Annotated in this window: 27 protein-coding genes; 6 read left to right on the top strand and 21 right to left on the bottom strand. The window is 64.7% G+C overall.

Features of this window, described 5'->3' with window-relative positions:
- Positions 1-50 precede the first annotated feature (50 nt).
- Together SX1_RS05505 and SX1_RS05500 are read right to left on the bottom strand one after the other, a co-directional pair.
- Positions 51-542: a hypothetical protein gene (locus SX1_RS05505; protein ID WP_019052253.1), complete on the bottom strand. Its 492-nt coding sequence runs from the start codon at positions 540-542 to the stop codon at positions 51-53.
- A gap of 52 nt (positions 543-594) precedes the next feature.
- Positions 595-1,884 (bottom strand): RsmB/NOP family class I SAM-dependent RNA methyltransferase, encoded by a 1,290-nt coding sequence (locus SX1_RS05500; RefSeq protein WP_019052252.1) that lies wholly within the window; start codon positions 1,882-1,884, stop codon positions 595-597.
- A gap of 140 nt (positions 1,885-2,024) precedes the next feature.
- Between SX1_RS05500 and SX1_RS23720 the strand changes: the two genes are divergently transcribed.
- The 3 genes from SX1_RS23720 to SX1_RS05485 all read left to right on the top strand — a co-directional run bounded on the left by SX1_RS23720 (position 2,025) and on the right by SX1_RS05485 (position 3,803).
- Positions 2,025-2,198 carry a DUF1674 domain-containing protein gene (locus tag SX1_RS23720; RefSeq protein WP_019052251.1) on the top strand — a complete coding sequence of 58 codons (174 nt, stop codon included), beginning with the start codon at positions 2,025-2,027 and terminating at the stop codon, positions 2,196-2,198.
- A gap of 176 nt (positions 2,199-2,374) precedes the next feature.
- Positions 2,375-2,803: a hypothetical protein gene (locus tag SX1_RS05490; protein ID WP_017184308.1), complete on the top strand. Its 429-nt coding sequence runs from the start codon at positions 2,375-2,377 to the stop codon at positions 2,801-2,803.
- A gap of 103 nt (positions 2,804-2,906) precedes the next feature.
- Positions 2,907-3,803 carry a UTP--glucose-1-phosphate uridylyltransferase gene (locus tag SX1_RS05485; protein WP_019052250.1) on the top strand — a complete coding sequence of 299 codons (897 nt, stop codon included), beginning with the start codon at positions 2,907-2,909 and terminating at the stop codon, positions 3,801-3,803.
- Positions 3,804-3,860: 57 nt separating this feature from the next.
- Here the strand turns inward: SX1_RS05485 and SX1_RS05480 are convergent, their stop codons facing one another.
- From SX1_RS05480 to SX1_RS24760, 7 genes are all read right to left on the bottom strand, one after another.
- On the bottom strand, positions 3,861-4,823 hold the full coding sequence (locus SX1_RS05480) for an NAD-dependent epimerase/dehydratase family protein (protein WP_019052249.1): 963 nt from the start codon (positions 4,821-4,823) through the stop codon (positions 3,861-3,863).
- A gap of 33 nt (positions 4,824-4,856) precedes the next feature.
- A complete protein-coding gene (gene ssb / locus SX1_RS05475) occupies positions 4,857-5,405 on the bottom strand; it encodes a single-stranded DNA-binding protein (RefSeq protein ID WP_017184311.1) in 549 nt (182 codons plus the stop codon).
- A gap of 28 nt (positions 5,406-5,433) precedes the next feature.
- On the bottom strand, positions 5,434-7,293 hold the full coding sequence (feoB, locus tag SX1_RS05470; protein WP_019052248.1) for a ferrous iron transporter B: 1,860 nt from the start codon (positions 7,291-7,293) through the stop codon (positions 5,434-5,436).
- Positions 7,290-7,544, bottom strand: coding sequence for a FeoA family protein (locus SX1_RS05465; protein WP_017184313.1), 255 nt, complete (start codon positions 7,542-7,544; stop codon positions 7,290-7,292). Before SX1_RS05465 ends, feoB begins: the two co-directional genes overlap by 4 nt.
- Before the next feature lie 88 nt (positions 7,545-7,632).
- Positions 7,633-8,298, bottom strand: a complete 666-nt coding sequence (locus SX1_RS05460) for a COQ9 family protein (RefSeq protein ID WP_019052247.1) — start codon at positions 8,296-8,298, stop codon at positions 7,633-7,635.
- Between the two features lie 9 nt (positions 8,299-8,307).
- Entirely contained in the window at positions 8,308-8,664 is a 357-nt protein-coding gene (locus SX1_RS24765; protein WP_255209705.1) for an EamA family transporter, read from the bottom strand.
- Positions 8,665-8,740: 76 nt separating this feature from the next.
- Positions 8,741-9,190, bottom strand: a complete 450-nt coding sequence (locus SX1_RS24760; RefSeq protein ID WP_255209704.1) for an EamA family transporter — start codon at positions 9,188-9,190, stop codon at positions 8,741-8,743.
- 69 nt (positions 9,191-9,259) lie between these two features.
- Between SX1_RS24760 and SX1_RS05450 the strand changes: the two genes are divergently transcribed.
- Positions 9,260-10,354 carry an alkene reductase gene (locus SX1_RS05450; protein ID WP_019052246.1) on the top strand — a complete coding sequence of 365 codons (1,095 nt, stop codon included), beginning with the start codon at positions 9,260-9,262 and terminating at the stop codon, positions 10,352-10,354.
- 110 nt (positions 10,355-10,464) lie between these two features.
- On the opposite strand, the gene ribH is transcribed toward SX1_RS05450, so the two are convergent.
- The 9 genes from ribH to SX1_RS05405 all read right to left on the bottom strand — a co-directional run bounded on the left by ribH (position 10,465) and on the right by SX1_RS05405 (position 21,096).
- Positions 10,465-10,887, bottom strand: coding sequence for a 6,7-dimethyl-8-ribityllumazine synthase (ribH, locus tag SX1_RS05445; RefSeq protein ID WP_017184317.1), 423 nt, complete (start codon positions 10,885-10,887; stop codon positions 10,465-10,467).
- A 10-nt stretch (positions 10,888-10,897) separates the two neighbouring features.
- Entirely contained in the window at positions 10,898-12,178 is a 1,281-nt protein-coding gene (ribB, locus tag SX1_RS05440; RefSeq protein WP_026002606.1) for a 3,4-dihydroxy-2-butanone-4-phosphate synthase, read from the bottom strand.
- Between the two features lie 72 nt (positions 12,179-12,250).
- A complete protein-coding gene (locus SX1_RS05435) occupies positions 12,251-12,865 on the bottom strand; it encodes a riboflavin synthase (RefSeq protein ID WP_019052245.1) in 615 nt (204 codons plus the stop codon).
- Positions 12,866-12,945: 80 nt separating this feature from the next.
- Complete coding sequence (ribD, locus tag SX1_RS05430) at positions 12,946-13,899, bottom strand: bifunctional diaminohydroxyphosphoribosylaminopyrimidine deaminase/5-amino-6-(5-phosphoribosylamino)uracil reductase RibD (protein ID WP_019052244.1); 954 nt, start codon at positions 13,897-13,899, stop codon at positions 12,946-12,948.
- Between the two features lie 35 nt (positions 13,900-13,934).
- Positions 13,935-14,411 carry a hypothetical protein gene (locus tag SX1_RS05425; RefSeq protein ID WP_017184321.1) on the bottom strand — a complete coding sequence of 159 codons (477 nt, stop codon included), beginning with the start codon at positions 14,409-14,411 and terminating at the stop codon, positions 13,935-13,937.
- A 99-nt stretch (positions 14,412-14,510) separates the two neighbouring features.
- A complete protein-coding gene (locus SX1_RS05420) occupies positions 14,511-15,230 on the bottom strand; it encodes an energy transducer TonB (protein ID WP_019052243.1) in 720 nt (239 codons plus the stop codon).
- 116 nt (positions 15,231-15,346) lie between these two features.
- Entirely contained in the window at positions 15,347-16,612 is a 1,266-nt protein-coding gene (locus tag SX1_RS05415; protein ID WP_019052242.1) for a DUF445 domain-containing protein, read from the bottom strand.
- A gap of 68 nt (positions 16,613-16,680) precedes the next feature.
- The gene (locus SX1_RS05410) at positions 16,681-19,845 is read right to left on the bottom strand and encodes an efflux RND transporter permease subunit (RefSeq protein WP_019052241.1); all 3,165 of its coding nucleotides are present in this window, start codon (positions 19,843-19,845) and stop codon (positions 16,681-16,683) included.
- A gap of 81 nt (positions 19,846-19,926) precedes the next feature.
- Positions 19,927-21,096 (bottom strand): efflux RND transporter periplasmic adaptor subunit, encoded by a 1,170-nt coding sequence (locus SX1_RS05405; RefSeq protein ID WP_026149531.1) that lies wholly within the window; start codon positions 21,094-21,096, stop codon positions 19,927-19,929.
- 262 nt (positions 21,097-21,358) lie between these two features.
- Here SX1_RS05405 and SX1_RS05400 point away from each other — a divergent pair, with 262 nt between their 5' ends.
- Positions 21,359-21,607 (top strand): GlsB/YeaQ/YmgE family stress response membrane protein, encoded by a 249-nt coding sequence (locus SX1_RS05400; protein ID WP_026002607.1) that lies wholly within the window; start codon positions 21,359-21,361, stop codon positions 21,605-21,607.
- A gap of 73 nt (positions 21,608-21,680) precedes the next feature.
- Here the strand turns inward: SX1_RS05400 and SX1_RS05395 are convergent, their stop codons facing one another.
- The 3 genes from SX1_RS05395 to SX1_RS05380 form a co-directional block, all read right to left on the bottom strand.
- Positions 21,681-21,938, bottom strand: a complete 258-nt coding sequence (locus tag SX1_RS05395) for a GlsB/YeaQ/YmgE family stress response membrane protein (protein ID WP_017184327.1) — start codon at positions 21,936-21,938, stop codon at positions 21,681-21,683.
- 283 nt (positions 21,939-22,221) lie between these two features.
- On the bottom strand, positions 22,222-22,521 hold the full coding sequence (gene sciP / locus SX1_RS05385; RefSeq protein ID WP_006952381.1) for a CtrA inhibitor SciP: 300 nt from the start codon (positions 22,519-22,521) through the stop codon (positions 22,222-22,224).
- A 106-nt stretch (positions 22,522-22,627) separates the two neighbouring features.
- Positions 22,628-22,924 (bottom strand): hypothetical protein, encoded by a 297-nt coding sequence (locus SX1_RS05380; protein WP_026002608.1) that lies wholly within the window; start codon positions 22,922-22,924, stop codon positions 22,628-22,630.
- A 107-nt stretch (positions 22,925-23,031) separates the two neighbouring features.
- On the opposite strand from SX1_RS05380, the gene mnmA reads away from it, so the two are divergent.
- On the top strand, positions 23,032-24,153 hold the full coding sequence (gene mnmA, locus SX1_RS05375; RefSeq protein WP_019052237.1) for a tRNA 2-thiouridine(34) synthase MnmA: 1,122 nt from the start codon (positions 23,032-23,034) through the stop codon (positions 24,151-24,153).
- The last annotated feature ends 86 nt before the right edge of the window (positions 24,154-24,239 follow it).

The raw sequence follows: 24,239 nt of genomic DNA, 5'->3' as shown, positions 1-24,239 counted from the left end.
CCAAGGGCAACGGGTGATTTGGATGCGGCGCAAGGAACGCGCCCAAGCCGCTATAACATAACGAAAATCGTTGGATCTAGCCGGTGCGAAGGGGTGGTACCGCGCGGCAGCATCTGTTTGACGCCGTGCAGGCCGATCACCTCCTGCCCATCGTCCAGTACCGGCGCGGCGATCAACCGCATGGCGCACGCCCCAATCCCGTCGGCCTGATGAATGTCGACATCCAGCGTAAAGCCCCGCTTGTGGCGAATGGCATAGGTGCGCAGCCGCTCCATCGCCTCGCGCGAATCCGGGGCATAGAGCGATACGGACAGGGCGCGTGGCACGGGAATATGCCGCTCCAGCCCGAAAATATCATAGACGCCGGCCGTCCAGGTCAGGCTGTCATCGGTCAGGTCGCAATGCCAAAGGCCCAGCCCCCGTTCCGCCAGCGCCGCATCGTTGCGCGCCAGCGATGGGTCCAGCATCACCGGGGCGAGATGTTCGTGCAGGTCGTAGAGCGGCCAGCTATGGTGCAAAGGCAAGGGTTCGATCGGACGCACGGCGCACCTTCCAGACAGGGAATGGTCATCCTAAGCGCTCCATGGTTAAGGCTTAGTTCGTTGCTTTTGCAAGGCGCGCGATAAAAAATCCGTCCGCGCCGCCCTGGGTCGCCAATGTGTCGGGCAGCGTGCGTAGCCAGCCTTGCGACGTGGGGATCATGCCGTCGGGCAATTCGCCAGCCTGCGCCGGCACCAGCGCAAAGTCCGGGCGGGCGGCCAGCAATCGGGCGATCTGTTCCTCCCCTTCCGCCTGTTCCAGCGAGCAGGTGGCGTAGAGCAGCACCCCGCCAGGCTTCAACCAGTCGGCGGCGCGGGCGAGCAACGCGCCCTGCAACTCCGCCAGCTCGGCAATCTGGCGCGGGCCGATACGGTGCAGCACGTCAGGATGACGGCGATAGATGCCGGTCGCGGTGCAGGGCGCGTCGAGCAATATGGCGTCGACCGGCTGGTCCGGCTGCCACTGGCGCAGGTCGGCCTGCACGACATCGGCGGGCAGGCCGGTGCGGATCAGGTTTTCGGTCAGCCGCTCCAGCCGCTTTTTCGACTGGTCGATCGCGGTCACGCGCCATCCGGCCGCCGCCAGTTGCATCGTCTTGCCGCCGGGGGCTGCGCACAGATCCAGCACATGACGCCCTTCCCCGGCACCCAACAGACGTGCCGGGCAGGATGCGGCAACATCCTGCACCCACCACGCGCCATCGGCAAAGCCAGGCAGATCGGGAATATTGGCCCCGTCGGGCAGGCGGACATGGCCGGGGGCCAGGCTGACGCCGCCCAGTTGCGCGGTCCATTCGGCGGTGGCGGCCGGATCGCGCAGGCTCACGTCCACAGGCGGGCGGATGGCATAGGCGCGCGCGGCTGCCTCCACCATCGCGCTGCCCCATTGGGCGGCCCAGCGATCGGCGACGGCGGCGGGCAGGGTCGGCGGATCGGGCAGCACCGGCGCGCTGCGCGTCACCGTGCCGAACACGCCATGGACCAGCTTGCGCGGCCCGCCATCGACCAGCGGCAGCGCCGTGGCGATCGCGGCGTGCGGGGCGGTGCCCAGCACCAGCACCTGCACCAGTGCGATGCGCAGCACCATGCGCGCCTTGGCATCATCGGGCAGCGGCAGGCGTGTCGCGCCGTCGATCAGCGCGTCGAGATCGGGCAGGTGGCGCAGCACTTCAGCAGCAATGGCATGGACCAGCGCCCGGTCCGCGCGGTCGGCCAGTCCCTGGCAGGCGCCATGCAGCGCGATCTCCAGCGGGTCGCCGCGCCGCAACACGGCATCGAGCAGTTTGAGGGCGGAACGACGCGCGGGCAGGCCGGGGACGTCAGCGGGGCGGGAAGATTGAGCCATGGGGCAGCGCCTAGGCGATTTTGGACGGATAAGATAGGTTCGCCATGCCACCCCGCCCTTGCGCTTGGATCGGCGCTCGCCCAAATGAAGGCACTGACACAGGGCGCTGCCGTAGCGCTCCGCAATCGAAAGGCGGCTTCATGGGACATTATAATGGCAAGCGCCCCGCGCATGTGCAGCCGCCCGCCCACCTGTCCAAAAGCCCGCCCGTGCCGCAGCCGGACCCGATCGACAACCCGCCTCAGCCTCAGGAAGAGTTAAGCCCGGTTCGCTACGGCGATTGGGAACGCAAAGGCTTAGCGATTGATTTCTAAGCGATAGGCCAATCGGCTCGCCGCCAATATTGCACAATTTCCGATGTTCCGTGCCACCGCCACGAGCGATGGCGCCTGCTGCTCTGGCCTATCCGTCTCCGTCTGCGCAGGACAGGGATGAATAAGGAGAATGGGGCGTGGGCGTACATTTGGTTGCAGACGTGAGTGGAAAAACAGTGTCGGATTATGCGCCGGAGGATGCGGCGCTGCTATGCGCGGTCGGGCGACTGGTATGCGCCTGGACGATGCTGGAACAAAGCCTGGAAACCAAGATCGGTCTGATGCGCGAAAAGATGGGCGACGTTCGTACCGTGGGCGCGCGCACCCGCCCGTCCATGGCCAAGCTGATGACCGAATTGCGCACGATGGTGGCGATGCGCGACCGGCGCAACGCCAGCGCGCTGACCGAAATCGCCGCCATCGAGCGCGACATCCAGCGGATCGACCGGTTCCGCGCGCTCATCATCCAGGGCTTTCACCAGCCGGAGCCAGGCGGCTTTATTTGCCGCGACCATCGCAATATCCACCAATTCGTCACATTTGAGCAATTAGATCACGAAATAAGCGATCTGGAAACGATCGCTAACCGGCTGCTGGCAGTATAGGGTGCAGCGCACACGGGAAATTCCGCCCCTGTGCTTGACCTTTTTCGCATGTGCGGCAAATCATGTCGGGCCGTGGGGGCCTTGGGGTTAAGGGGAGTCCAACTTGAACAAGCCGATTCGCAAAGCTGTTTTTCCTGTCGCGGGACTGGGCACGCGCTTTTTGCCCGCGACCAAGGCGGTGCCCAAGGAATTGCTGCCGGTGGTCGACCGCCCGCTGCTCCAATATGCCGTGGATGAAGCGCGCGAGGCCGGGATCGAGCAGATGATCTTCGTCACCGGGCGCGGCAAGGGCGCGATCGAAGATTATTTCGACATGGCCTTCGAATGCGAAACCTTGCAGCGCGAACGCGGCAAGGATCTGTCCGCGCTGGAAGGAACGCGGCTCGCGCCGGGCAATGCGGTGTTCCTGCGTCAGCAGGAATCGCTGGGCCTTGGCCATGCCATCTGGTGCGCGCGCGACATTATCGGTGACGAACCGTTCGCCATCCTGCTGCCCGACGAATTCATGAAGGGCGCGCCGGGCAATGGTTGCATGAAGCAGATGGTCGACGCCTATGAAAAGGTCGGCGGCAATCTGGTCTGCGCGCTGGAAATCCCCATGGAGCAGACGCCCAGCTATGGCGTGATCGATCCGGGCGCGCGCGATGGCGTGCTGACGGAGGTGAAGGGGCTGGTCGAAAAGCCCGCCGCCGGGACCGCACCGTCCAACCTGATCCTGCCGGGCCGCTATATCCTGCAACCCGATGTCATGAAGATATTGGAAACGCAGGAAAAGGGCGCTGGCGGGGAAATCCAGCTGACCGACGCGATGGCAGCGTTGATCGGCAAGCAGCCTTTCCATGGCGTGACATTTGACGGCCGCCGCTTCGATTGCGGGTCAAAGGCCGGCTATGTCGAGGCCAATCTTGCACTGGCTCTGGAGCGCGAAGATCTGCGCGACCATATCCGGGGATTTGCGCTCACCGAACTGGGCATCGACAGCGTGGCGACGGCGGCTTAGTCGTCCTGTTCTGACGTTCGACATCGTTGGATACCGGGTGGCATGCGAATGTCGAAATCAGTCCGCTAAGGACTGTACCTGCGGCGATACATAGTTGGCGTCATGCGCGAAGGGCATATCGGTCCCTTCGCGCAGCGCCGCCAGCACAGACCCGAAATCCGTTTCGCAGCGAAAGCCCATGATCCGTTCGGCGCGGCTGGCGTCATAGACGCGGCCGATGCTTCGCGGCAGGTTCCAGCCCTGTCGGGCATAGAGGCTGGCCGCATCGGGAAAATGGCGTGCAATGACCGCAGGCGCGTCCTGCTTCAACCCCCGCACCTCGTCGCGCGAAAAGGGCGTCGGCGCGGACAGGATGAATGTTTCGCAGCCCAGGGCCGGCGCCTGTTCCAGTGCCATCAGATGCGCGCGTGCCGCGTCCTCCACCGTCAGGCGGCGATGCAGCAGTTCGTTGGCCTTCATGTTCGGGCCGGACAGCAGCTGATGGGTGTCATCATCTTCGGGAAAGAAACGCCCGGTACGCAGGATGACGCAGCCGATGCCATGTGTCAGGTGGTGGATGCGGCACAGACCCTCCGCCGCCAGCTTGGTCACGCCGTAGATGTTGCGCGGCGCCAGCGGCCCGGCACTTTCATCCAGCCAGATCGCCGCGTCCCCGGCTTCGTCGCGGATGCGCTGGTCAATCATCAGCGACGTGGTGGAGGTCATGACGAAACGATCATGCCCAGCTGCAACCGCTGCCTCCAGCAGGTTGAGCGTGCCGGTTACATTGACATCGACAAAGCGCTGGGTCGGATAGCGGATGATGTCCGGCTTGTGCAGCGCGGCACCGTGAATCACTGCCTCGATGCCGCGTTCGGCAAAGACCCGGTCGATCAGGGCGCGATCGGCGACCGACCCGACGATGTCGGTATCGGTGCCGGACGCCACGTCCAGGCCAGTGACATCATGGCCCGCCCTGCGCAGCAGGGGCGCCAGAAAGCGCCCCAGCCATCCTGAAGATCCGGTCAAAAGAACCTGCATTGGACTGGATTCTTTCTTGCGGACAGAAGCCGATCAGAACGGCACTTCGTCGTCCAGATCATTGTCGAAATTGGGGCTGCCTGCGCTGCCGCGACCGCCGCTCGACGAGCGACCGCCAAAGCCGCCGCCACTATTGCCGCCGCCAAAATCGTCATAGCCGCCCGACGACGCGCCCCAATCGCTGACGCCCTGCTGCGATCGGCCACCACCGCCCTGGCCGCCACCACCGGGCGCGCCATCCAGCATGGTGAGCACGGCCCCTGGCCCCTGTACCATCACTTCGGTCGAATAGCGGTCATTGCCGTTCTGGTCCTGCCATTTGCGGGTACGCAGCTGGCCTTCGATATAGATTTTGGAGCCTTTGCGCAGGAAACGCTCGGCCACGCCGACCAGCCCTTCGCCGCCGATCACGACGCTGTGCCATTCGGTGCGCTCCTTGCGCTCGCCGGTGTTGCGATCCTTCCAGTTTTCGGACGTAGCGATGCGCAAATTGCATATCTTGCCGCCATTCTGGAAGCTCTTGACCTCCGGGTCGGCACCCAGATTGCCGACCAGAATGACCTTGTTGACCGAGCCTGCCATGATTCCTCCGAAAGCCTTAAAGCGGCCCTTATAGTCCTGCTGCGGTCGCGGTCCAGTAGGTCAGGCCCGCGGCGACATAAGCCAGCACGAACAGGTATCCGACCATGAACAGCGGCCATTTCCAGCCGTTCGTTTCCCGCCGCGTCACGGCGATGGTCGATATGCATTGCGGCGCGAAGATGAACCAGGCCAGGAACGCCAGCGCGGTCGGGAGCGGCCACTGGTCCTTCAGCCGATCGCCAAGGCTGCGCTCCAGCAGCGCCTCGTCATCGCCAGCGTCGATAGAATAGACGGTGGCCAGCGCCGACACCGCGACTTCGCGCGCGGCCATCGCCGGGATGAGGGCGAGGGAAATGTCGCGGTTGAAGCCGATCGGCTCCAATATGACATTGAGCCCGCCGGCGATCCGCCCGGCAATCGAATAATCGACCTGGCTGACCGCGCTGCCTTCGGGCGGCTTGGGGTAGGACAGCAGCAGCCACAATATCACGGTGGACGTGAAGATGATCGTGCCCGCGCGCTTCAGGAAGATGACCGCGCGCTGCCACAGGCCCAGCACTATGTCCTGCGGCCGGGGCCATTGATATTTGGGCATTTCCATCAGGAAGCCGCCGCTCGCCCCCTTGGTCACGGTCATGCGCAGGATCAGCGCCACCAGCATCGCGCCGATAATGCCTGAGATATAGAGGCAAAAAAGGACGAACCCCTGAAGCCCCACGCCCGGCAGCACGTCCCGCGCTGGGATGAAGGCGCCGATGATGACGGCATAGACCGGCAGCCGCGCCGAACAGGTCATCAGCGGCGCGATCAGGATGGTGGTGAGGCGGTCCTTGGGATCAGCGATCGTCCGCGTCGCCATGATGCCGGGAATGGCGCAGGCGAAGGAGGAGAGCAAAGGAATGAACGCGCGCCCCGACAGGCCGACCCTGGCCATCAGCCCATCCATCAGGAAGGCGGCGCGGACCATATAGCCGGTCGCCTCCAGCATCAGGATGAAGAAGAAGAGGATCAGGATCTGCGGCAGGAACACCACCACCGATCCCACGCCGTTGATGACGCCATCGACCAGGAAGGACCGCAGCATTCCATCGGGCAGCGCATCGCGCACGCTGTTGGCGGCGGCCTCGGCCAGTCCCTCGATCATGGCGATCGGCGCTTCGGACCAGGCATAGACCGCCTGGAACATGACGAACAGCAGGCCGAGCAACAGCAACAGCCCGAACAGAGGGTGCAGCGCCACCCGATCGACCGCAGCGGTCAGACGGCGCGAAGGGGTTTCGCGCACGATGGCGGCGCGGGCGATCCGCCGTGCCTCATCGCGCACCGCATCGAAATCGCGCTCCGGCAGCGGCGCTTTGGCTTCGGGCGCGACGCTGCCCAGCAGGCCACCAAGCTCCTCACGCAGATGATCAAGCCCCCGCTTGCGCACCGCCACGGTGGCGATCACCGGCACGCCCAGTTCGCGCGACAGGACGGCAGCGTCCAGTTCCAGCCCGTCGCGCGTGGCAAGGTCCACCATGTTGAGCGCGACGATGGTCGGCAGACCAAGGGCGATCAGCTCCAGCGCGAAACGCAAGTGATTGTCGAGGTTGGACGCATCGACCACGATCACCAGCGCGTCCGGCTGCCTTTCCCCCGCCTGCCGTCCCATCACCACGTCGCGCGTGACTTGTTCGTCCGGGCTGGCGGCATTCAGGCTGTATGTACCGGGCAGGTCGACCAGTTCGACCGGACGACCATCGGCCAGAGCCAGCCGCCCCGCCTTGCGCTCCACCGTGACGCCCGGATAATTGCCCAGCTTCTGCCGCGCGCCGGTAAGGGCGTTGAACAGCGCGCTCTTACCCGCATTGGGGTTGCCGACCAGCGCAACGAGCGGCAGCACGCTCATGGCGCAGCGTCCGGTCCAGTGCGGACAGTGACGGCGGCGGCGTGATTGCGACGCATGGCGATGGTCATGCGACCCACCTTGCAGGCGATCGGCCCCTTGCCCCACAGGCCGCCATGGTGCAACGCCTCTACGCTCGCGCCTTCGCACAGGCCAAACTCGCGCAGACGCTGGCCTTCCGACGCGGAAAGCGCGGACCAGTCGATCAGGTCAACATAGGCGGGCTGGCGCAGGGGCAGTTCGGTCAGACGCACGGAATGGATACTCACAGGTCAGTTGCTGCGAGTGACTATCAATACCGATTAGGAAAGGCCAGAAGGAAATGTTCGCCAGCGCGACAGATCACACCGCCGGATAGCGCAGTCGCCCGATGAAGCGCGCCAGGCTGAGCCGCTCGCCGCCGCCCACGCCCTTGACCTGCGCCTTCAGCTTTTCGAACCGCATCACGCCTTCGATCCGCCGGGCCAGGAAAGCACGGCTGTCGGCATGGGCCTCGCTTTCGTCGTCCACGAACACCAGCAACGTGGCGGCATAGACCCCGGCCAATGTCATCCGCTTGGTATAATGGGCAAGGTCCGTGGCAGTGTCGCCCGCCGCGCGCCACATGACATCGGCCGCGCGCCAGCCCAGCCGGGTCGCGCGCGCCGCATTAGTGGGCAGGGCAAGGATGGCGATGGCGCGGCGCAACGCTTCGCGGTCGGGCGCCAGCAGGTCCAGCCGCGCCTCCACCAGCGCGATGATCCTGCGCCGGATCGACAGCGCGTCAAGCGTGTCGGCTGGCAAAGCGTCCAGCATCCGCGCATCGATGCTGGCGAACCAGGCGTCGATCATGTCGACCGGGCCGTCGGCAAAGGCCAGCGCGGCAATATCCGCGTCCACGCCCTTTTCCGCCGCAGCCATCGCGACCGCTTCCTTGCGCCACCCGTCAAAGGCCGCATGGCGCGCCAGTACGGGCGCCAGCAGGACACGGATTTCATCGAGGGTCATGTCGGCAATATCGTCGCTCATGCCACCAATCTAGGCGCGCGAGGGCAAGCGCACAAGCACCAGCGCGGCGGCGACTGCCATCGTCCCCACCATATCGGTGACGCTCAGCCATTCGCCAAACAACACCCAGCCCAGCACCGCCGACACGGCCGGTTGCAAAAGCAGGCTCAGGCCCAGCACCAGCGGCGTGAACCAGCTGATCGCATAGGTCAGCAGCCCCTGCCCAACCAGCTGGCTGCTGAGCGCCAGCACCACCAGCGGGGTCCAGTCGCCCGGCATGATCCGTTCGCCCAGCCACAGCGCGCAGAGCAGCAGCGGCGGGATGCTGAACAGGGTCGACATGGCCAGCACCGACCAACTGTCGAGCCGCACCCGCGCCCGCTGCACGATCAGCAGATAGCCGGTATAGGTCGCCCCGGCGAGCAGGCAGAGCAGATCGCCATGAAGGTAACGCGGCGAAAGTTCATAGCTGCCCCCCCATCATCACCGCCGCACCTGCCGTCGCCAGGGTGAGGGCGATCGCCTGCATGGCCCTGGGCCGCTGGCGCAACACGACCATCCCCCATATCGGCAGCATCAGACCGCTCATATTGCCGAATATGGTGGCGTTGGTGACTTTGGTGTAGAGAATGCCGATATGCCACGCCGCCAGATCCGCTGCGAAGAAAAGCCCCGACCAGATCAGCGCCGACCATTCGCGAATCGTCGGCATCGTGCGGCGCAACCGCGGCAGGGCGAGGATCAGGAGAAATGGCAGGGCCAGCGTCAACCGCCAGAATGCCGCCGCTACCGGCCCCACATCGGCCATCCGCACCAGCACCGGGCCGAGTGGCAGGATGAGATTGGCCAGTATCAGCGCGGGAAATGCAAATTTGGGCATGCCTGCACGGGCACTGGGGGTTGAACTGACCATCGCGGCTCCCTAGCTGGCTTTCAGCTTTACGTCCCGTTGCAATTTGCAACTTTTATAAAGGGAATTTTCATGTCCAAGCTCTTCGAGTCCGTCCAGATCGGCGCCATTGGCGCACCCAACCGCGTCGTCATGGCGCCGCTGACGCGTGGCCGCGCGACTCGCGATCATGTGCCGACCCCTATCATGGTTGACTATTATCGCCAGCGCGCGGGCGCTGGGCTGATCATCAGCGAAGCGACGGGCATTTCCCGCCAGGGTCTGGGCTGGCCCTATGCGCCGGGCATCTGGTCGGACGAACAGGTCGCAGCCTGGCAGCCGGTCACGCAGGCGGTGCATGACGCGGGCGGGCGGATCATCGTCCAGCTGTGGCATATGGGGCGGCAGGTCCATAGCAGCGTCACGGGCGAACAGCCGGTGTCTTCCAGCGCCACCGCTACGGCGGGAGAGGCCCATACTTACGAGGGCAAAGCGCCGTTCGAAACGGCCCGTCCATTGACGCTTGAGGAAATTCCCGGCCTGATCGACACCTATGTCACCGCCGCGCGCAACGCGATCCGCGCCGGTTTCGACGGTGTGCAGATCCACGCCGCCAACGGCTATCTGATCGACCAGTTCCTGCGCGACAATGCCAATTTCCGCACCGATCAATATGGCGGCAGCATCGAAAACCGCGTGCGCTTGCTGGCGGAAGTCACACAGGCGGTGGTCGACGCGATCGGCGCGGACAAGGTGTCGGTGCGCCTGTCGCCCAATGGCGACAGTCAGGGCGTCAATGACAGCAATCCCGGCCCGCTTTTCGCCCATGCCGCCGAAGTCCTGAACGCGATCGGCATCGCGTCGCTCGAACTGCGCGAACCGGGGGAGAAAGGCACGTTCGGCGCAACCGACGTGCCGCGCCAGTCGCCGCTGATCCGTCAGCATTTCAAGGGGCCGCTGATCCTGAACAGCGATTATGACAAGACACGGGCGCAAGCGGATCTGGACAGCGGCCTTGCCGACGCGATCAGTTTCGGTCGCCCGTTCATGGCCAACCCCGATTTGGTGGAGCGGCTGGAAAGCGACGCGCCGCTGAACCCGATCAAGGGGATGGAAACCTGGTATGGTCCGGGCGAGGATGGCTATACCAATTATCCCGCTCTGGAGCAGCAACGGGCCACTGCCTGATCGAAAAGAACCCGTCGCCCCATGGGGGACGACGGGTGTTTCCCGGCCTTCCGGGGCCATGGTCCATCTGCTCTGTCATTGCGCCCCCCGCTTGCGGGGGCGCAAACAGCCTAGGCCCCGAAGCGCTCGCGCAGGGCCAGCATGGCGATGGCCGCCTTCGCCGCCTCGCCGCCCTTGTCCTTTTCGGTCCGCTTGGCGCGGGTCAGCGCCTGCGCTTCATTCTCGACCGTCAATATGCCGTTGCCGATCGCGATCGCATCCATGCTAAGCGCCATCAGGCCGCGCGCGCTTTCGTTCGACACCACCTCGAAATGATAGGTTTCGCCGCGGATCACGACGCCGATGGCGATGAAGCCGTCATAGCGGCCGCTTTCCGCCGCCAGCGCGATCGCGCCGGGGATTTCCAGCGCGCCCGGCACCGTCACCACCTCATATTTATGCCCTGCATCGTCCAGCGCAGCCTTCGCGCCTTCGATCAGCAGGTCGTTGAGATGGTCGTAGAAGCGGGCTTCGACGATCAGGAACTTGGCCATGATAAATCCTTTACAGCTCGATCGGACGCTGCCCAACCACGGCCAGGTCATAGCCGTCAAGCGCGATCAGGCTGCGATGGCTGTTGGTCAGCAGGACCATGTCATGCACGCCCAGTTCGGCCAATATCTGCGCGCCCGCGCCATAGTTGCGCAATTCGTCCATATCGCCGACGGCAATTCCGGCATTTTGCTGGAGCATGCGGGTCAGTATGTCGGGTTCGTCGCCATGCAGCAGGACGATGATGCCCGCCCCTTCCGCGCTGATAATCTCCATCGACCGTTGCAGCAGGCCAGCGCGCGAACCTTGCTTGCCGAACGTATCGGTCAGTGGCGAAAATTGGTGCATCCGCACCAGCGTTGGCGTGTCCGGGTCGACATGGCCCTTCTGCAAAACCAGTTGCTCGGTCCGCGTCGCCTTGTTGTAGAAGCTTATCGCCTTCCAGTCGCCGCCCCACTGGCTCTGGAACGTGGTTTCGGCGCGACGTTCGACGATATGGTCGTGGCGGCGGCGATAGGCGATCAGGTCACGGATCGTGCCGATCTTCATCTTGTGCCTGGCGGCAAAGGGGATCAGATCGTCCAGGCGCGCCATCGTGCCGTCGTCCTTCATCACCTCGCAAATGACGCCGGACGGGTTCAGGCCCGCCAGCCGCGCGACATCCACCGCCGCTTCGGTATGGCCCGTACGCACCAGCACGCCGCCATCCTTGGCCACCAGCGGAAAGACATGGCCCGGCGTCACGATGTCGCCCCGGCCCTTCGACCCGTCGATCGCGACGGAGATGGTGCGCGCGCGGTCGGCTGCGCTGATCCCGGTCGTCACCCCCTCGCGCGCCTCGATAGACACGGTGAAGGCGGTTTCATGGCGGGTGCCATTGTTGCGGCTCATCAGGCTCAGGCCCAGCTCATCGACCCGCGCCTTGCTCAGCGCCAGGCAGATCAGGCCGCGCCCGTGGGTGGCCATGAAATTGATCGCGTCGGGCGTCGCCATCTGCGCCGGGATCACCAGATCGCCCTCATTTTCGCGATCCTCGTCATCGACCAGAATGAACATGCGGCCATTGCGCGCTTCGTTGATGATTTCTTCCGGCGACGCGAGCGCGGTCCCGCCCTCGCGCTTCAACAGATAGGCTTCCAGCTTGCCCAGCGTATCGGCGGTCGGGTTCCAGTCCCCCTCGCCCAGCTTGCGCAGCGAATTGGCGTGCAGACCAGCGGCGCGGGCCAGCCCGGATCGCGACATGCCACCATCGGTGACGAGGCTGCGGACGGTATCAATCAGGGTAGAGGACATGGCAGCGGACTCCTTCCCGAACGCCGGGATGATCCGCATATCACATTGCAATGTGATTATTTCAAGAGGCAATCACATTGTGCGCGTGCGAAGGCTCATCATCCGGTCGAGATAACGGGCCAGCACGTCAATCTCCAGATTGAACGCACGCCCCTGCGACAGCGCATCCAGCGTCGTTTCAGCGGCGGTGTGCGGAATGATGTTCAGGCCGAAATGCACGCTGCCATCCGCCTGATCCTCGACATTATTCACCGTCAGCGAAATGCCGTCGAGCGTGATCGACCCCTTGGCCGCCAGCGCTGCGGCCAGCGTGGAGGGCGCGGCAATGACCAGCCGGGTCGAATCGCCTTCGGACGTGGCCGACACCAGATGACCCACGCCATCGACATGCCCGGTGACGATATGCCCGCCCAGTTCGTCCCCGACCTTGAGCGCGCGCTCCAGGTTCAGCCGACCGCCCTCGACCCACAGGCCCGGCGCGGTGCGCGCGACCGTTTCGGCCGACAGGTCGACCGCGAACCAGTCCGCGCCCTTTTCCACCACGGTCAGGCATGCACCCGAACAGGCGATCGATGCGCCGATCGCCACCGACTCCATGTCATAGGCGCTGCCGATCACCAGCCGCAGGTCGCCGCGCTGTTCCGCCTGGCGGATGGTGCCGATGTCGGTGATGATGCCGGTGAACATAGGTCGAAATCCAATTGTCCGTTCACCCTGAGCGAAGTCGAAGCCCCGCTCAGCCCGAACGGGATGAGTTGGTCGTTCCTCTAAGCGCTCGCCACCGCCTCGTAAACCTCCAGACGATCAACGCCCAGCCGCCGTTCGTCGGTCAGTCGCCAGCGGCCATGCGCGTGGGCCAGGTCCGCAAGGCCGATGTCGCCGATTCCCGCCAGCCCCGCACCGATCAGGATCGGCGCGCGATACAGCAGCAACCGGTCGACCAGCCCCGCCCGCAAAAAGGCCGCCGCCGTTTCCGCACCGCCCTCGACCAGCAGATGATCGACCCGATCGAGCGCCGCTATCTCTTCGGGCGCGCCGATCCGCTCCCAGCCGACAGGCGCGCCGCTACGGCTCAGCAGCACCCGGCGCGGCGAGCGATCTTCCAGCCCCGCCAGCCGCACGTCCAGCCCCGGCGCATCGGCGCGCAACGTGCCGCCGCCGACCACGATCGCATCATGCCGGGCGCGTTCGACATGGGCGTGAGCGCGCGCGTCAGGCCCGGTGATCCAGCGGCTGGACCCATCCGCCAACGCGATCCGCCCATCGAGCGACAGGCCCAGTTTCAGCGTCACATGCGGCCGCCCGCGCGTCTGGCGCAGGACGAAGCCCGCCATCGCGCGCGCCGCTTGCGCCGCCATCAGCCCCATCTCGACCGTCACACCACGTTCGCGCAGCCAGGCCGCACCCTGCCCATCGGTGCGCGGATCGGGATCGCGCAGCGCGATCACCACCCGCGCGACGCCTGCGCGCGCCAGCAGGTCGGCGCAGCGCGGCCCGCGCGGGGACAGATGAAAACAGGGCTCCAGAGTCACATAGGCGGTCGCGCCATGGGCTTGCTCCATCGCCTGCGCCAGCGCTTGCGCCTCGGCATGGGGTCGCCCCCCCTTCTGGGTCCAGCCCCGCCCCACGACCCGATCCTGCCGGACGATCAGGCAGCCGACATTGGGATTGGGGGTGGAAAGGCCACGCCCGCGCCCCGACAAGGCGATGGCGGCGGCCATGTAGCGCCGGTCGGCGGCGGACGTCGACGTCTGGCTCAGGGCTTGGCGACTTCCGGTTCGGATGAAGGCTTTGGCTGGACCTCCGCCTCTGCCTTCACCAGTCGCTGGTCGAGCATGGCGTTGATCTGCTTGACCGCTTCCTTGCGCCGCGCGGTGTTGCGGGCCTCGTCAGCGCGCCAGTCGATGCCGAACGCATCGGCAATCTTCTGCATCTCCACCTGCTTTTTCTGCAGGATGGCGTCGCGCCGGGCCAGGTCCATTTTCTGTTGCAGGATGATCGCGGCATCGCTGCGATTCGCGTCCCAGCTCTGAAAATAGATGATCTTGTTGCGCGTCGGCATGGTGTTGGTGTTGGCATCGGTGATGAAAGCCCACACGATGACCCAGGTGAACGCCATGGAAACCCCCAGCAGCGGCCATTTATGCTGGCGCGGCTGCCGGAAATAGCCCCACAGATCGCCTAGCGCGCTCTTGGGGGAAACGGGACGGGGAAAAATCGCCATGTCGCCCATATAGTGCAGGCCGCGCCCGGATGCAAAAGGGGGAAGGCACGGCAATTGCCGTCGCGCTTCCCCCAACCCCTCCCGCTGGCGGGCGGGGCGCAAAAAAATCTATCGGTCCGTCAATGTGAAGCGCACGGTCATTGTCTTCGTCGTCGCCACCGGCACGCCGTCCCGCGTGGCGGGGCGGAAGCGCCATTTGCGCAGCGCATGGCGCTGGGTCGCGAGCCAGAAGCTCTCGTCCGTTGCCGAAACCCGCGCAATGTCGGTCACGCGCCCTTCGGCATTGATCGTCACCCGCACCGTCACCGATCCTTCCAGCCCCTGACGGATCATGGCGCCGGGATAATCGGGCTGGAACTGGGGCAGCGCGCGCGGATCGATACCCGCGTCGACCAGCACCGGCGCGCGGGGCGGATCGGCAGGCGGCAGGATGATGGTGGGACCAGGATCAATCCCCTCCCCTGTCCCGGCGCTGCCGATCACGACCGGATCGCCCTGCGCCCCAGTCACGATCGGGTCGGCAGTTGTCGGCTGCTGCTGGGTCGGGCGAGTCCTGATCGGCTGCTCGATCGTCGTTTCGACCGGCTCTGGCGGCGGCGCTTTCTCCTCCGGCACGGCATAGGTCTCGAACGGGCGCGTGATCACCGTATCGATCACCTCTTTGGGGATCAGCAGCCACGCCCCGATCACCAGCGCGTGAACGGCGATCGCGCCGCCAATGCCAACCGATGATCCGGTACCGCCGCGATAGCGCGACGGTGCCGGCTTGTCGCCTCCGCCTGCTATATGCCTATGTCCGATAGCTGCCTGCATGATGCTCAAACGCATTGCCCGACTCCTCTCCCGCCCGTCCGCTTTTGAACGGTGCGTGACATATTACATCATGTTCCAATGATATGATGCAACATGATTTTTAGCGATACATGGGGGCCGGATCAGCGCGTTCAGAACAGCGTGTCGACAGTGTGGATAACCAGACCCACCAGCCCGCCGACCAGCGTGCCGTTGATGCGGATATATTGCAGGTCGCGGCCCACCGCGCCCTCCAGCCGGTTGGTGATGGTGCCCGCGTCCCAGCCACGCACCGTGTCGCTCACCAGCCGGACGATGGCGTCGCCATAGGTCGCGGTCGCCCCCACCGCCGCGCGCCGGACAAAGCGGTTGATGACATGGCGCAGCCGCGCATCCTCCTGCAACGTACCACCCAATTGGCGCAGCGCCTCGCCCAGCCGCCCGGCCATCGCCTTGCCCGGATCGCGCACCGCACGCAGCAGGCCGCCGCGCGCCTGTTCCCACAATCCGTCGATCCAGCGCTGCATCGCCGGATTGTCGAGAATCTCGTCGCGGATCTGCGCCGCCTTCGCCTGCATCTCGATGTCGAACTGGATGTCGAAAGCGAGTTTCGCCATCCCCTCTTCGGCCTTCAAGCGCAGGCTGTGCCCCGGATCGGCGGCCATTTCCGCCAGCATCTTGCGCAGCCCGTCGATGATCGCATTGGCCAGATTTTCGTCCAGCCCCGTCCATCGCAACAGCTTGCCCGCCTTGTCATGCACCATCTGGCGGATCAGATGGTCGTTCGCTTCCAGCGTGCGATCGGCCCAATGGATGATACCGTCCATCACCGGCGCATGGCGACCGTCGCGCATCGCCGCCTCGATCGCCTGCCCCACCAGCGGGCCGACATTGATGCCGCGCAGCCGCTGGCCGATCGCGCCTTTGACCATGCCGCCCAGCCGTTCCTGGTCCAGCGCCTCCAGCATGTCGGCGATCAGGCGCGATGCACCCTCGCGCAGCCGCCCGTCGCCCGCCGACGGGCTGGCCAGGAAGCGCCCCGCCGCTGCTGCCACATCCATGCCGCGCATGCGCCGGGCGACCACGGCAGGCGTCAGGAAATTGTCGCGCAGGAACAGGGCCAGCGTATCGCCGATCCGGTCCTTGTTGCGCGGAATGATCGCGGTATGCGGAATGGGCAGGCCCAGCGGATGGCGGAACAGGGCCGTGACCGCGAACCAGTCGGCCAGGCCACCGACCATCGCCGCTTCGGCAAAGGCCTGCACGAAGCCGATGGCCGGGTGCAGATGCACAGTGCTGCGCGCGGCGATGAACAACGCCGCCATCGCCAGCAACATGCCCGTCGCCAGCAGCCGCATCCGTCGCGCGGGATTGGGCTGGCTTTCGCCGATGGACCTGGGGACGCGGAGCAGCTTCATGGCTCCCCAACGGTTACGCCGCCGTTTCGTTCAGGCAAAGCGTTCTTTTGGGAAGGGCACCGCGCGCGTCATTCCGCCGGTTGCACGTGCCCCGGCGTCTCCTTGTCGTCGCCCGGCTTGTAGGTCAGCAGCCCCCGACCCAGGCGCGGCCCGACCCAGCTTTCGATCGCGATCGCCAGGCTGAAGGTCGCAGGGACGATCACCAGCGTCAGCACGGTGGACAGGATCAGCCCGCCGATCACGGTAATGCCCATCGGCGCGCGCCAGGCGCCGTCGCCCGACAGCGACAGGGCCGTGGGCACCATGCCCGCGACCATCGCCACCGTGGTCATAACGATCGGCTGGGCGCGCTTATGACCTGCATCCATGATCGCCTCGAACTTGGGCACGCCCTTTTCCATCTCCTCCAGCGCGAAGTCGATGACGAGAATGGAGTTTTTGGCCACGATCCCCAGCAGCATCAGCAGGCCGATGAACACCGGCATCGACAGTGGTTGCCCCGCGACATGCAGCGCCAGCGCGCCGCCAAGGGGCGCAAGCAGCAGCGACCCCAGATTGACGAAGGGCGGCATGATCCGCTTGTAGAGCAGCACCAACACCGCCAGCACCAGCAATATGCCCGACACCACGGCGATGGCGAAATTCTGGAGCATTTCCAGCTGCCACTTGGCGTCACCCGCATTGATCTTCTGCACGCCCGGCACGCGGCCTTCGTTGATCGCCTTCATCAGCGGCAAAGCGTTGAGCTTGGCCATGCCTTCGCTGGTCACGATGCCCGGCGCCAGATCGGCGCCCACGACGATGCGCCTGATCTGGTTATAACGACGGATCTGCGTCGGTCCCGCGCCAAAGCTGATGTCGGCGACCACCTTCAACGGCACCGATCCGCCATTGATGGTGGGTACGGGCATATTTTCGATCGTGCTGAAATCCTTGCGGCTATCCTCGGCGATCGACACGCGGATTGGAATCTGGCGGTCCGACAGAGAGAATTTCGCGCTGTTCTGGTCAATCTCGCCGATCGTGGCGATACGGATCGTCTGGCTCAGCGCCGCAGTGGTCACCCCCATGCTGGCGGCCAGGTCCAGCCGCGGCTTGATGATGATTTCGGGGCGCTGCATGTCGCCCTGCACGCGCGGCGCGCGCAGTTCGCGGATCTTGGACATTTCCGCGACCAGTTGATTGGCCACCGACTCCAGCTTGACCGGATCGTCAGAGCCGAACATCAGGATGATGTCGCGACCAAAGCCGCCGCCCGACTGCGACTGGAAATTCACCCGCGCATCCGCAATCGTCTGGAATTTGGGCGCAACCTTGCGTTCCCACTCCACCGAAGAGATGGGGCGATCCTTTTTCAGCGTCAGGAATATGTCGGCACTGGTGGTTTCAATATCGGCAAAGGCAGCTTCCACCACATCGCTGTCGGCGGCCAGCATATCGGCCACCTTGCGCGTGATGGCGGTGGTCTGCGCCAATGTGCTGCCCGGCACGGTTTCGATCTTCACCTGGCTGAAATCGGTGTTGATGACCGGCTGGAACGTCATCGGCAGCGTGGCGAAGGCGGCGATCGTGGCGATGAACGCCAGGAAGCCGAAGCCGACCGTCCACATCCGGTGATCCAGAAAAACACTGGTGAAACGACGCCAGCCGCCGCGCGCCCGATGGGCGATGGCGCGGCGATCGTCGAGCGACCAGCGCAGCACCGCCATATAGCGATCCATCAACCACCCCTCGCCATGGCTTTCCGCGCCATGGGCCTTGAGGAAATAGGCGGCGATCATCGGCGTGATCAGGCGCGCGACCGCCAGGCTCATGAGAACCGATACGACCACGGTCATGCCGAACTGGATGAAGAACTGCCCGGAAATCCCCGGCATCAGGGCGACGGGCAGGAACACCGCGACGATCGCCATCGTCGTCGCCAACACGGCAAGGCCGATCTCGTCAGCCGCATCGATGGACGCCTGATAGGCGCTTTTGCCCATCCGCATATGCCGCACGATATTCTCGATCTCCACGATCGCATCGTCGACCAGCACACCGGCCACCAGGCTGAGCGCCAGCAAGGAAATGCCGTTCAGCGTAAAGCCCATCATGTCCATGAACCAGAAGGTCGGGATGGCGGACAACGGGATGGCCAGGGCCGAAATCATCGTTGCGCGCCAATCGCGCAGGAACAGGAACACGACGACAACGGCCAGCACCGCGCCCTCGATCATCGCGGCCATCGCGCTATGATATTGCTCTCTGGTATAATCGACGCTGGTATAAAGCTGCTTGTAGGTAACCTTGGGGTTTTCCTTTTTCAGCTTTTCCAGCTCCTTCATCGCATCGTCATAGACAGTGACGTCGGACGATCCCTTGGCCTTTTCCAGGCTGAAGCTGGTGACCTGGCGCCCGTTCATCAGCGACAGGCTGCGCTGTTCGGCATACATGTCGCGCACATCGGCTATGTCGGCCAGCTTGACCGTGCGTCCGCCGCTGATGGCGATCTGCGTCGCGCCCAGGTCGCGCGCATTGGCGGCGTTGCCCAGCACGCGGATCGACTGTTCGGCGCCTGCGATTTCGGTGCGCCCGCCCGCTGCGTTCAGATTGACCTGATTAAGCTGCTGGTTCACCTGCGCCGCGGTGATGCCGAACGCCTGCAATTTGGCCGGGTCCAGAATGACCCGGATTTCGCGGCTCACCCCGCCGCCGCGGTTGACCGCCGCCATGCCGCTGACCGACCGCAACCGTTTTGCGACCGTATTGTCGACATACCAGGACAGTTCCTCCAGCGTCATGTCGGTCGCTTCGGCGCTGAAATAGGCGATCGGCCCGCCGTCGATGTCGACGCGGGTAACCTGCGGTTCCAATATGCCGTCGGGCAAGTCGCTGCGGATCTGATCGACAGCGTTCTTGACGTCGTTGACCGCCCGGTCGACAGGCGTGCCGATCGCGAACTGGATGTTGCTGAGCGATCGGCCTTCGGACACGAAGGACGTGATTTCATCGACCCCGCTGATGCCGCGCACCGCCGCTTCGACCCGCTGGGTCACCTGGGTTTCCAGCTCGGTCGGGGCCGCGCCGGGCTGGCTGACGACCACACTGACCATCGGGAAGCTGACATCGGGATTATTGTTGATGTCCATCCGGCTGAAGCTGACCAGACCAGCCAGCAACAGCGCCGCGAACATGACGAGCGGCGTCACCGGATTGCGAATGGCCCAAGCCGATATATTGCGAAAATTCATGGGCTACAGCTTCCTTCGCCGGACGCAATCCGTCCGTTCATTCCGTCGCACAGCCGCCCCGATGCGGGCCGCCGAATATTCTTACGAAGCCTTCAGGCGCTCCGGTTTAACCTTCTGTCCCGGCGTCAGGAAGGCGCCGGCCGACGTCACGATCTTTTCATTGCCCGTGATGCCGCTCGTCACGGCAACGCCGGCCTCCGACACCTGACCCACGGTCACGTTGCGCCGTTCGACTTCATTCTTGGCATTGACGACATAGACATAATTGCCCTTGGGATCACTCTGCACCGCCGATTCCGGCAGCAAGGGCGCGTTGCCCGATCCGCTGGTGATCGTGACGGACGCAAAGCCGCCCGGCCGGATCGCAGGCTGATAGGGGAGCGCGATGCGGGCGATGCCCTGCCGCGTCTGCGGATCGACCACAGGCGACACCTGCCATACCCGTCCGGCAAACTGGTCCTTGCTACCCACGGGGGTCACAATGGCGCTGTTGCCCGCACGCAGCGTCGCCAGGTCGCCCTCGGCCACCTGCGCCAGCAATTCCATCTCGCCATCCTTGGCCATGCGGAACAGCACGCCGCTGCCAGAGCCCACAATCTGCCCCGGCTCGACCGCGCGGGTCAGCACCAGGCCGTTGGCGGGCGCGCGAATATCCAGCCGCCCGGTGCGGGCGCGCTGTTCGGCCAGCTGGGCGACGGCGACATTGACGCGGGCCACGGCCGCGTCGCGCGTCGCGGTGCGCTGGTCGATGTCCGCTGCACTGATGAAACCGCGCCCGACCAGCGCCTTGGCGCGATCCAGCTGCGCCTGCGCCAGCTTGGCGTCGGCACGGGCCACATCGACCTGCGCGGCGAGCGAATTGACCTGCTGCGCCTGCACCGACCGTTCGATCACGGCCAGCACCTGCCCGGCGCGAACCCAGTCGCCCGGCTGCACCAATACGCGGGTGACCATGCCGCCTTCACCCACGACGCCGACCGGCATGTCGATCCGCGCGGCCAGCGATCCGGTGGCGGTCACCGTGCGCGCGACGGTCGACTGGCCGGGGCTGTTGACGGTGACGACGGGCACCTGTGCCGTGACCGCAGGCGCAGCGGCGCCGCCACCCCTGGTCGAAATCCATACCGCACCGCCGACCAGCGCCACGATGACCACCGCCGCGACCAGCAACAGCCGCCGCTTGCGCGCACGCGCATCCTCATCGTCGATGACGACCGCTGAGTCGGCCGTGACCTGGGTTTCGTAATTCATGCGATTCTGTCTCTCCGGCGCTTCGCCATCCAGCAACTGTATTATATCAATATAGCACCGGCCTCAACCCCCAATATCATGGGTCAAAGGGGGAGGGCAAAGCGATATTGCGCGATTGTATAAACCGGAACGGTGGAAAGGGCAGGTGGAATTGTTAGCGCAATCATTTGCAATTTCCGCCCGTCAGCGGATTCATTTGCCAAAAGCACCCGATTATGGCGCTATGCGCGTGGGCGCGAAGATCAACAGGGAGGAGCGGGCCATGGACTTGCTGGGTTGGATCATCATCGGCCTGCTGGCGGGGGCAATCGCAAAGCTGATCATGCCGGGGCGCGATCCTGGCGGCTGTATCGTCACGATCCTGCTGGGGATCGCCGGTGCCCTGCTGGCGGGCTTCGTCGGCCGACTCGCGGGCTTCTACGCGCCGGGTGAGCGGGCGGGTTTCATCGCCGCCATATTGGGATCGGTCGCGGTGCTGGCGCTCTATCGCTGGTTCGCCGCGCGACGATAGGCGGGACATAATGAAAAGACCGCGCCCGGTTGGGGCACGGTCTTTTGGGTGGTCAGTCTTTCCAGGGGTGCGGTTAGCGCACCGACCCGCGACGGACCAGATTGACGATCGCCAGCAGGATGACTGCGCCGACCAGCGACACCAGGAAGCTGTAAAGCGACAGGCCGGCATTGTTGATCGAACCGCCGCTGAAAATCATGCCGCCGATGAACGCACCGACGACGCCGACGACGATATTGAGCAGGATGCCCTGCTGCGCGTCGGTCCGCATGATCATGCTGGCGAGCCAGCCGATAATGCCTCCGACGATAAGCCACATAATGATGCCCATGTTACTCTCCTTGACCACGCCCCCAGCGGGTTGGGTGCTGCGGGATTAACGGTGCACGGGGCGGAGCGTTCCATGAGCCAAAAATGATTCCGGGCGGGAAACCATCCCCGTCCCGCGTCGTTACAGGCGGTTTTGCCGGCGCCGACCATTTCAGCGCCACCCGGCCGCTATCGGTGCGGCTGCGCAAGGGCACGTTTCAGGACCGGCCCTCACGCAAAAGGGGCCGCCGGATACTGTCCGGCGGCCCCTTTTCATGCTGCATCAGCGATGCCTGGGCGACAGATTAATATTTCTGCTGCCGTTCATAGAGGGATTTATAATATTGGATGCGCGTCACGCGCAGGCCATGCATGCCTGACCGGTCGACCGCCCGCTGCCAGCCGGCAAATTCTTCCAGCGTCAGATTATAGCGCGCGCACGCTTCATCCACGGTCAGCAACCCGCCGTTGACGGCCGACACGACTTCGGCCTTGCGCCGCACAACCCATCGGGTCGTGTCCGGTGGCGGCAGGCTGTCCAGCGTCAGCGGTTCTCCGAGCGGCCCGACGACCTGGGCTGGTCGTATTTTCTGGTTTTCAATCATTACTACCCTCAAAAGCGGCGCTGGCGTTGTCAAATCCAGCAGCGAAACCTTGATATATGTTCAGCCCTGAAGAACGGCTAAAGCGCCAAGGTAAACGCCACCTTCATCATCCTTTCCCCACAGCTAAACGGTTCGCGATCAGCGGATTAAAGCTTCCTGCAAGCCGAACGGCCTCGATCATGCCGCTGGAACGTGGCGCGAAAATTCCCGCCAGTTCCTGAATCCAGTCTTCCGTTCCATCCTGCCCCCGCAGGACGCCCGCAACCGCCAGCGCCGTCGGGCTGGCCGCCTGCTGTGCCGCACAGGCGGCGCGCAGGAACGGCCAGACCGGCACGCGTCCGCGGCCAAGGGGTCTGGCATGGGCGGGGGTAAGCCCGCCTGTCCTAAGAAAACTCAAATCCATGACGCTGCTTCTACGCGGCAATGGATAAGGGTCGGTAAATGCGCGCTCGCTTCGTCGCAAAGCTGAAACACTGGCACCCGACGCCCATCATCCCTATAGGCACAGCCATGCAGCCAGAGTTTCAGCTAGCCCAATTCCAGTTGACAGGTCCGTTTGACGCGCGGCGCATCGTCGTGGCCATGTCCGGCGGCGTCGATTCCTCCGTCGTCGCCGCGCTCGCCGCCAAAACCGGCGCGGAAGTGATCGGCGTCACGCTCCAGCTTTACGATCATGGCGCGGCGGTCGGCCGCACGGGAAGCTGCTGCGCCGGGCAGGACATACGCGACGCGCGCGCCGTGGCGGACCGCATCGGCATCGCCCATTATGTGTTCGATTATGAAAGCCGCTTTCGCGAATCCGTGATTGCCGACTTTGCCGACGAATATATGGCCGGGCGTACCCCCATCCCCTGCGTCAAATGCAATATGGGGGTGAAATTCACTGACCTGTTCCAGATCGCGCGCGACCTTGGGGCAGATTGCCTTGCCACCGGCCATTATGTCCGCCGGGTGGAGGGGCCGCAGGGCGCAGAGTTACACCGCGCCGCCGATCCCGCCCGCGACCAGAGCTATTTCCTCTTCGCCACCACCCAGGCGCAGCTTGATTATCTGCGCTTTCCCTTGGGCGCCCTGCCCAAGCCCCAAGTGCGCGAAATCGCCGCCGAACTGGGGCTGGCCGTAGCCTTGAAGCCCGACAGCCAGGACATCTGCTTCGTCCCCGACGGCGATTATGCCAAGATCGTGCGCAAGCTGCGCCCCGACGCGGACAAAGGCGGCGACATCGTCCATGTCGATGGCCGGGTGCTGGGCCGGCACAAGGGCATGATCCATTTCACCGTTGGCCAGCGCAAGGGGCTGGAGATTGGTGGCCAGCCCGATCCGCTCTATGTCATCCGCCTGGATGCGGCGGGCAAGCGCGTGATCGTGGGACCAAAGGCCGCACTGGCGGTATCGGGCGCGACCCTCACCGACATCAACTGGCTGGGCCGCGACTTTGCCGGGCCACTGACGGCGAAAGTGCGGTCGATGGCTAAGCCCACCCCCGCGCGTCTGGTGGACGGTCAGCTCTTGTTCGACGCCCCCGAATATGGCGTCGCGCCGGGACAGGCGGCAGTATTCTATAATGGCGACCATGTGCTGGGCGGCGGCTGGATCGCCAGCACGCAGAGCGCGATGGCGGAAGTGGCCTGACCTCCACCATCTCGTCATGCCGGGCTTGACCCGGCATCCCGCTTTTCTCCGCGAGCCACAGAAGAAGCGGGATCCCGGCTTCCGCC

Source organism: Sphingobium xenophagum NBRC 107872 (assembly GCF_000367345.1).
GTDB classification, from domain to species: Bacteria; Pseudomonadota; Alphaproteobacteria; order Sphingomonadales; family Sphingomonadaceae; genus Sphingobium; species Sphingobium xenophagum.
This window is presented reverse-complemented; position numbering and strand designations above follow the sequence as displayed.

What these genes read in the sequence shown, in the direction of transcription:
- SX1_RS05500 (WP_019052252.1), bottom strand. Translation starts at nt 1,884, where the DNA reads ATGGCTCAATCTTCCCGCCCCGCTGACGTCCCCGGCCTGCCCGCGCGT.
- SX1_RS23720 (WP_019052251.1), top strand. Translation starts at nt 2,025, where the DNA reads ATGGGACATTATAATGGCAAGCGCCCCGCGCATGTGCAGCCGCCCGCC.
- SX1_RS05480 (WP_019052249.1), bottom strand. Translation starts at nt 4,823, where the DNA reads ATGCAGGTTCTTTTGACCGGATCTTCAGGATGGCTGGGGCGCTTTCTG.
- ssb (WP_017184311.1), bottom strand. Translation starts at nt 5,405, where the DNA reads ATGGCAGGCTCGGTCAACAAGGTCATTCTGGTCGGCAATCTGGGTGCC.
- feoB (WP_019052248.1), bottom strand. Translation starts at nt 7,293, where the DNA reads ATGAGCGTGCTGCCGCTCGTTGCGCTGGTCGGCAACCCCAATGCGGGT.
- SX1_RS05460 (WP_019052247.1), bottom strand. Translation starts at nt 8,298, where the DNA reads ATGAGCGACGATATTGCCGACATGACCCTCGATGAAATCCGTGTCCTG.
- SX1_RS24760 (WP_255209704.1), bottom strand. Translation starts at nt 9,190, where the DNA reads ATGGTCAGTTCAACCCCCAGTGCCCGTGCAGGCATGCCCAAATTTGCA.
- SX1_RS05450 (WP_019052246.1), top strand. Translation starts at nt 9,260, where the DNA reads ATGTCCAAGCTCTTCGAGTCCGTCCAGATCGGCGCCATTGGCGCACCC.
- ribH (WP_017184317.1), bottom strand. Translation starts at nt 10,887, where the DNA reads ATGGCCAAGTTCCTGATCGTCGAAGCCCGCTTCTACGACCATCTCAAC.
- ribB (WP_026002606.1), bottom strand. Translation starts at nt 12,178, where the DNA reads ATGTCCTCTACCCTGATTGATACCGTCCGCAGCCTCGTCACCGATGGT.
- SX1_RS05435 (WP_019052245.1), bottom strand. Translation starts at nt 12,865, where the DNA reads ATGTTCACCGGCATCATCACCGACATCGGCACCATCCGCCAGGCGGAA.
- ribD (WP_019052244.1), bottom strand. Translation starts at nt 13,899, where the DNA reads ATGGCCGCCGCCATCGCCTTGTCGGGGCGCGGGCGTGGCCTTTCCACC.
- SX1_RS05425 (WP_017184321.1), bottom strand. Translation starts at nt 14,411, where the DNA reads ATGGGCGACATGGCGATTTTTCCCCGTCCCGTTTCCCCCAAGAGCGCG.
- SX1_RS05420 (WP_019052243.1), bottom strand. Translation starts at nt 15,230, where the DNA reads ATGCGTTTGAGCATCATGCAGGCAGCTATCGGACATAGGCATATAGCA.
- SX1_RS05415 (WP_019052242.1), bottom strand. Translation starts at nt 16,612, where the DNA reads ATGAAGCTGCTCCGCGTCCCCAGGTCCATCGGCGAAAGCCAGCCCAAT.
- SX1_RS05410 (WP_019052241.1), bottom strand. Translation starts at nt 19,845, where the DNA reads ATGAATTTTCGCAATATATCGGCTTGGGCCATTCGCAATCCGGTGACG.
- SX1_RS05405 (WP_026149531.1), bottom strand. Translation starts at nt 21,096, where the DNA reads ATGAATTACGAAACCCAGGTCACGGCCGACTCAGCGGTCGTCATCGAC.
- SX1_RS05400 (WP_026002607.1), top strand. Translation starts at nt 21,359, where the DNA reads ATGGACTTGCTGGGTTGGATCATCATCGGCCTGCTGGCGGGGGCAATC.
- SX1_RS05395 (WP_017184327.1), bottom strand. Translation starts at nt 21,938, where the DNA reads ATGGGCATCATTATGTGGCTTATCGTCGGAGGCATTATCGGCTGGCTC.
- sciP (WP_006952381.1), bottom strand. Translation starts at nt 22,521, where the DNA reads ATGATTGAAAACCAGAAAATACGACCAGCCCAGGTCGTCGGGCCGCTC.
- SX1_RS05380 (WP_026002608.1), bottom strand. Translation starts at nt 22,924, where the DNA reads ATGGATTTGAGTTTTCTTAGGACAGGCGGGCTTACCCCCGCCCATGCC.
- mnmA (WP_019052237.1), top strand. Translation starts at nt 23,032, where the DNA reads ATGCAGCCAGAGTTTCAGCTAGCCCAATTCCAGTTGACAGGTCCGTTT.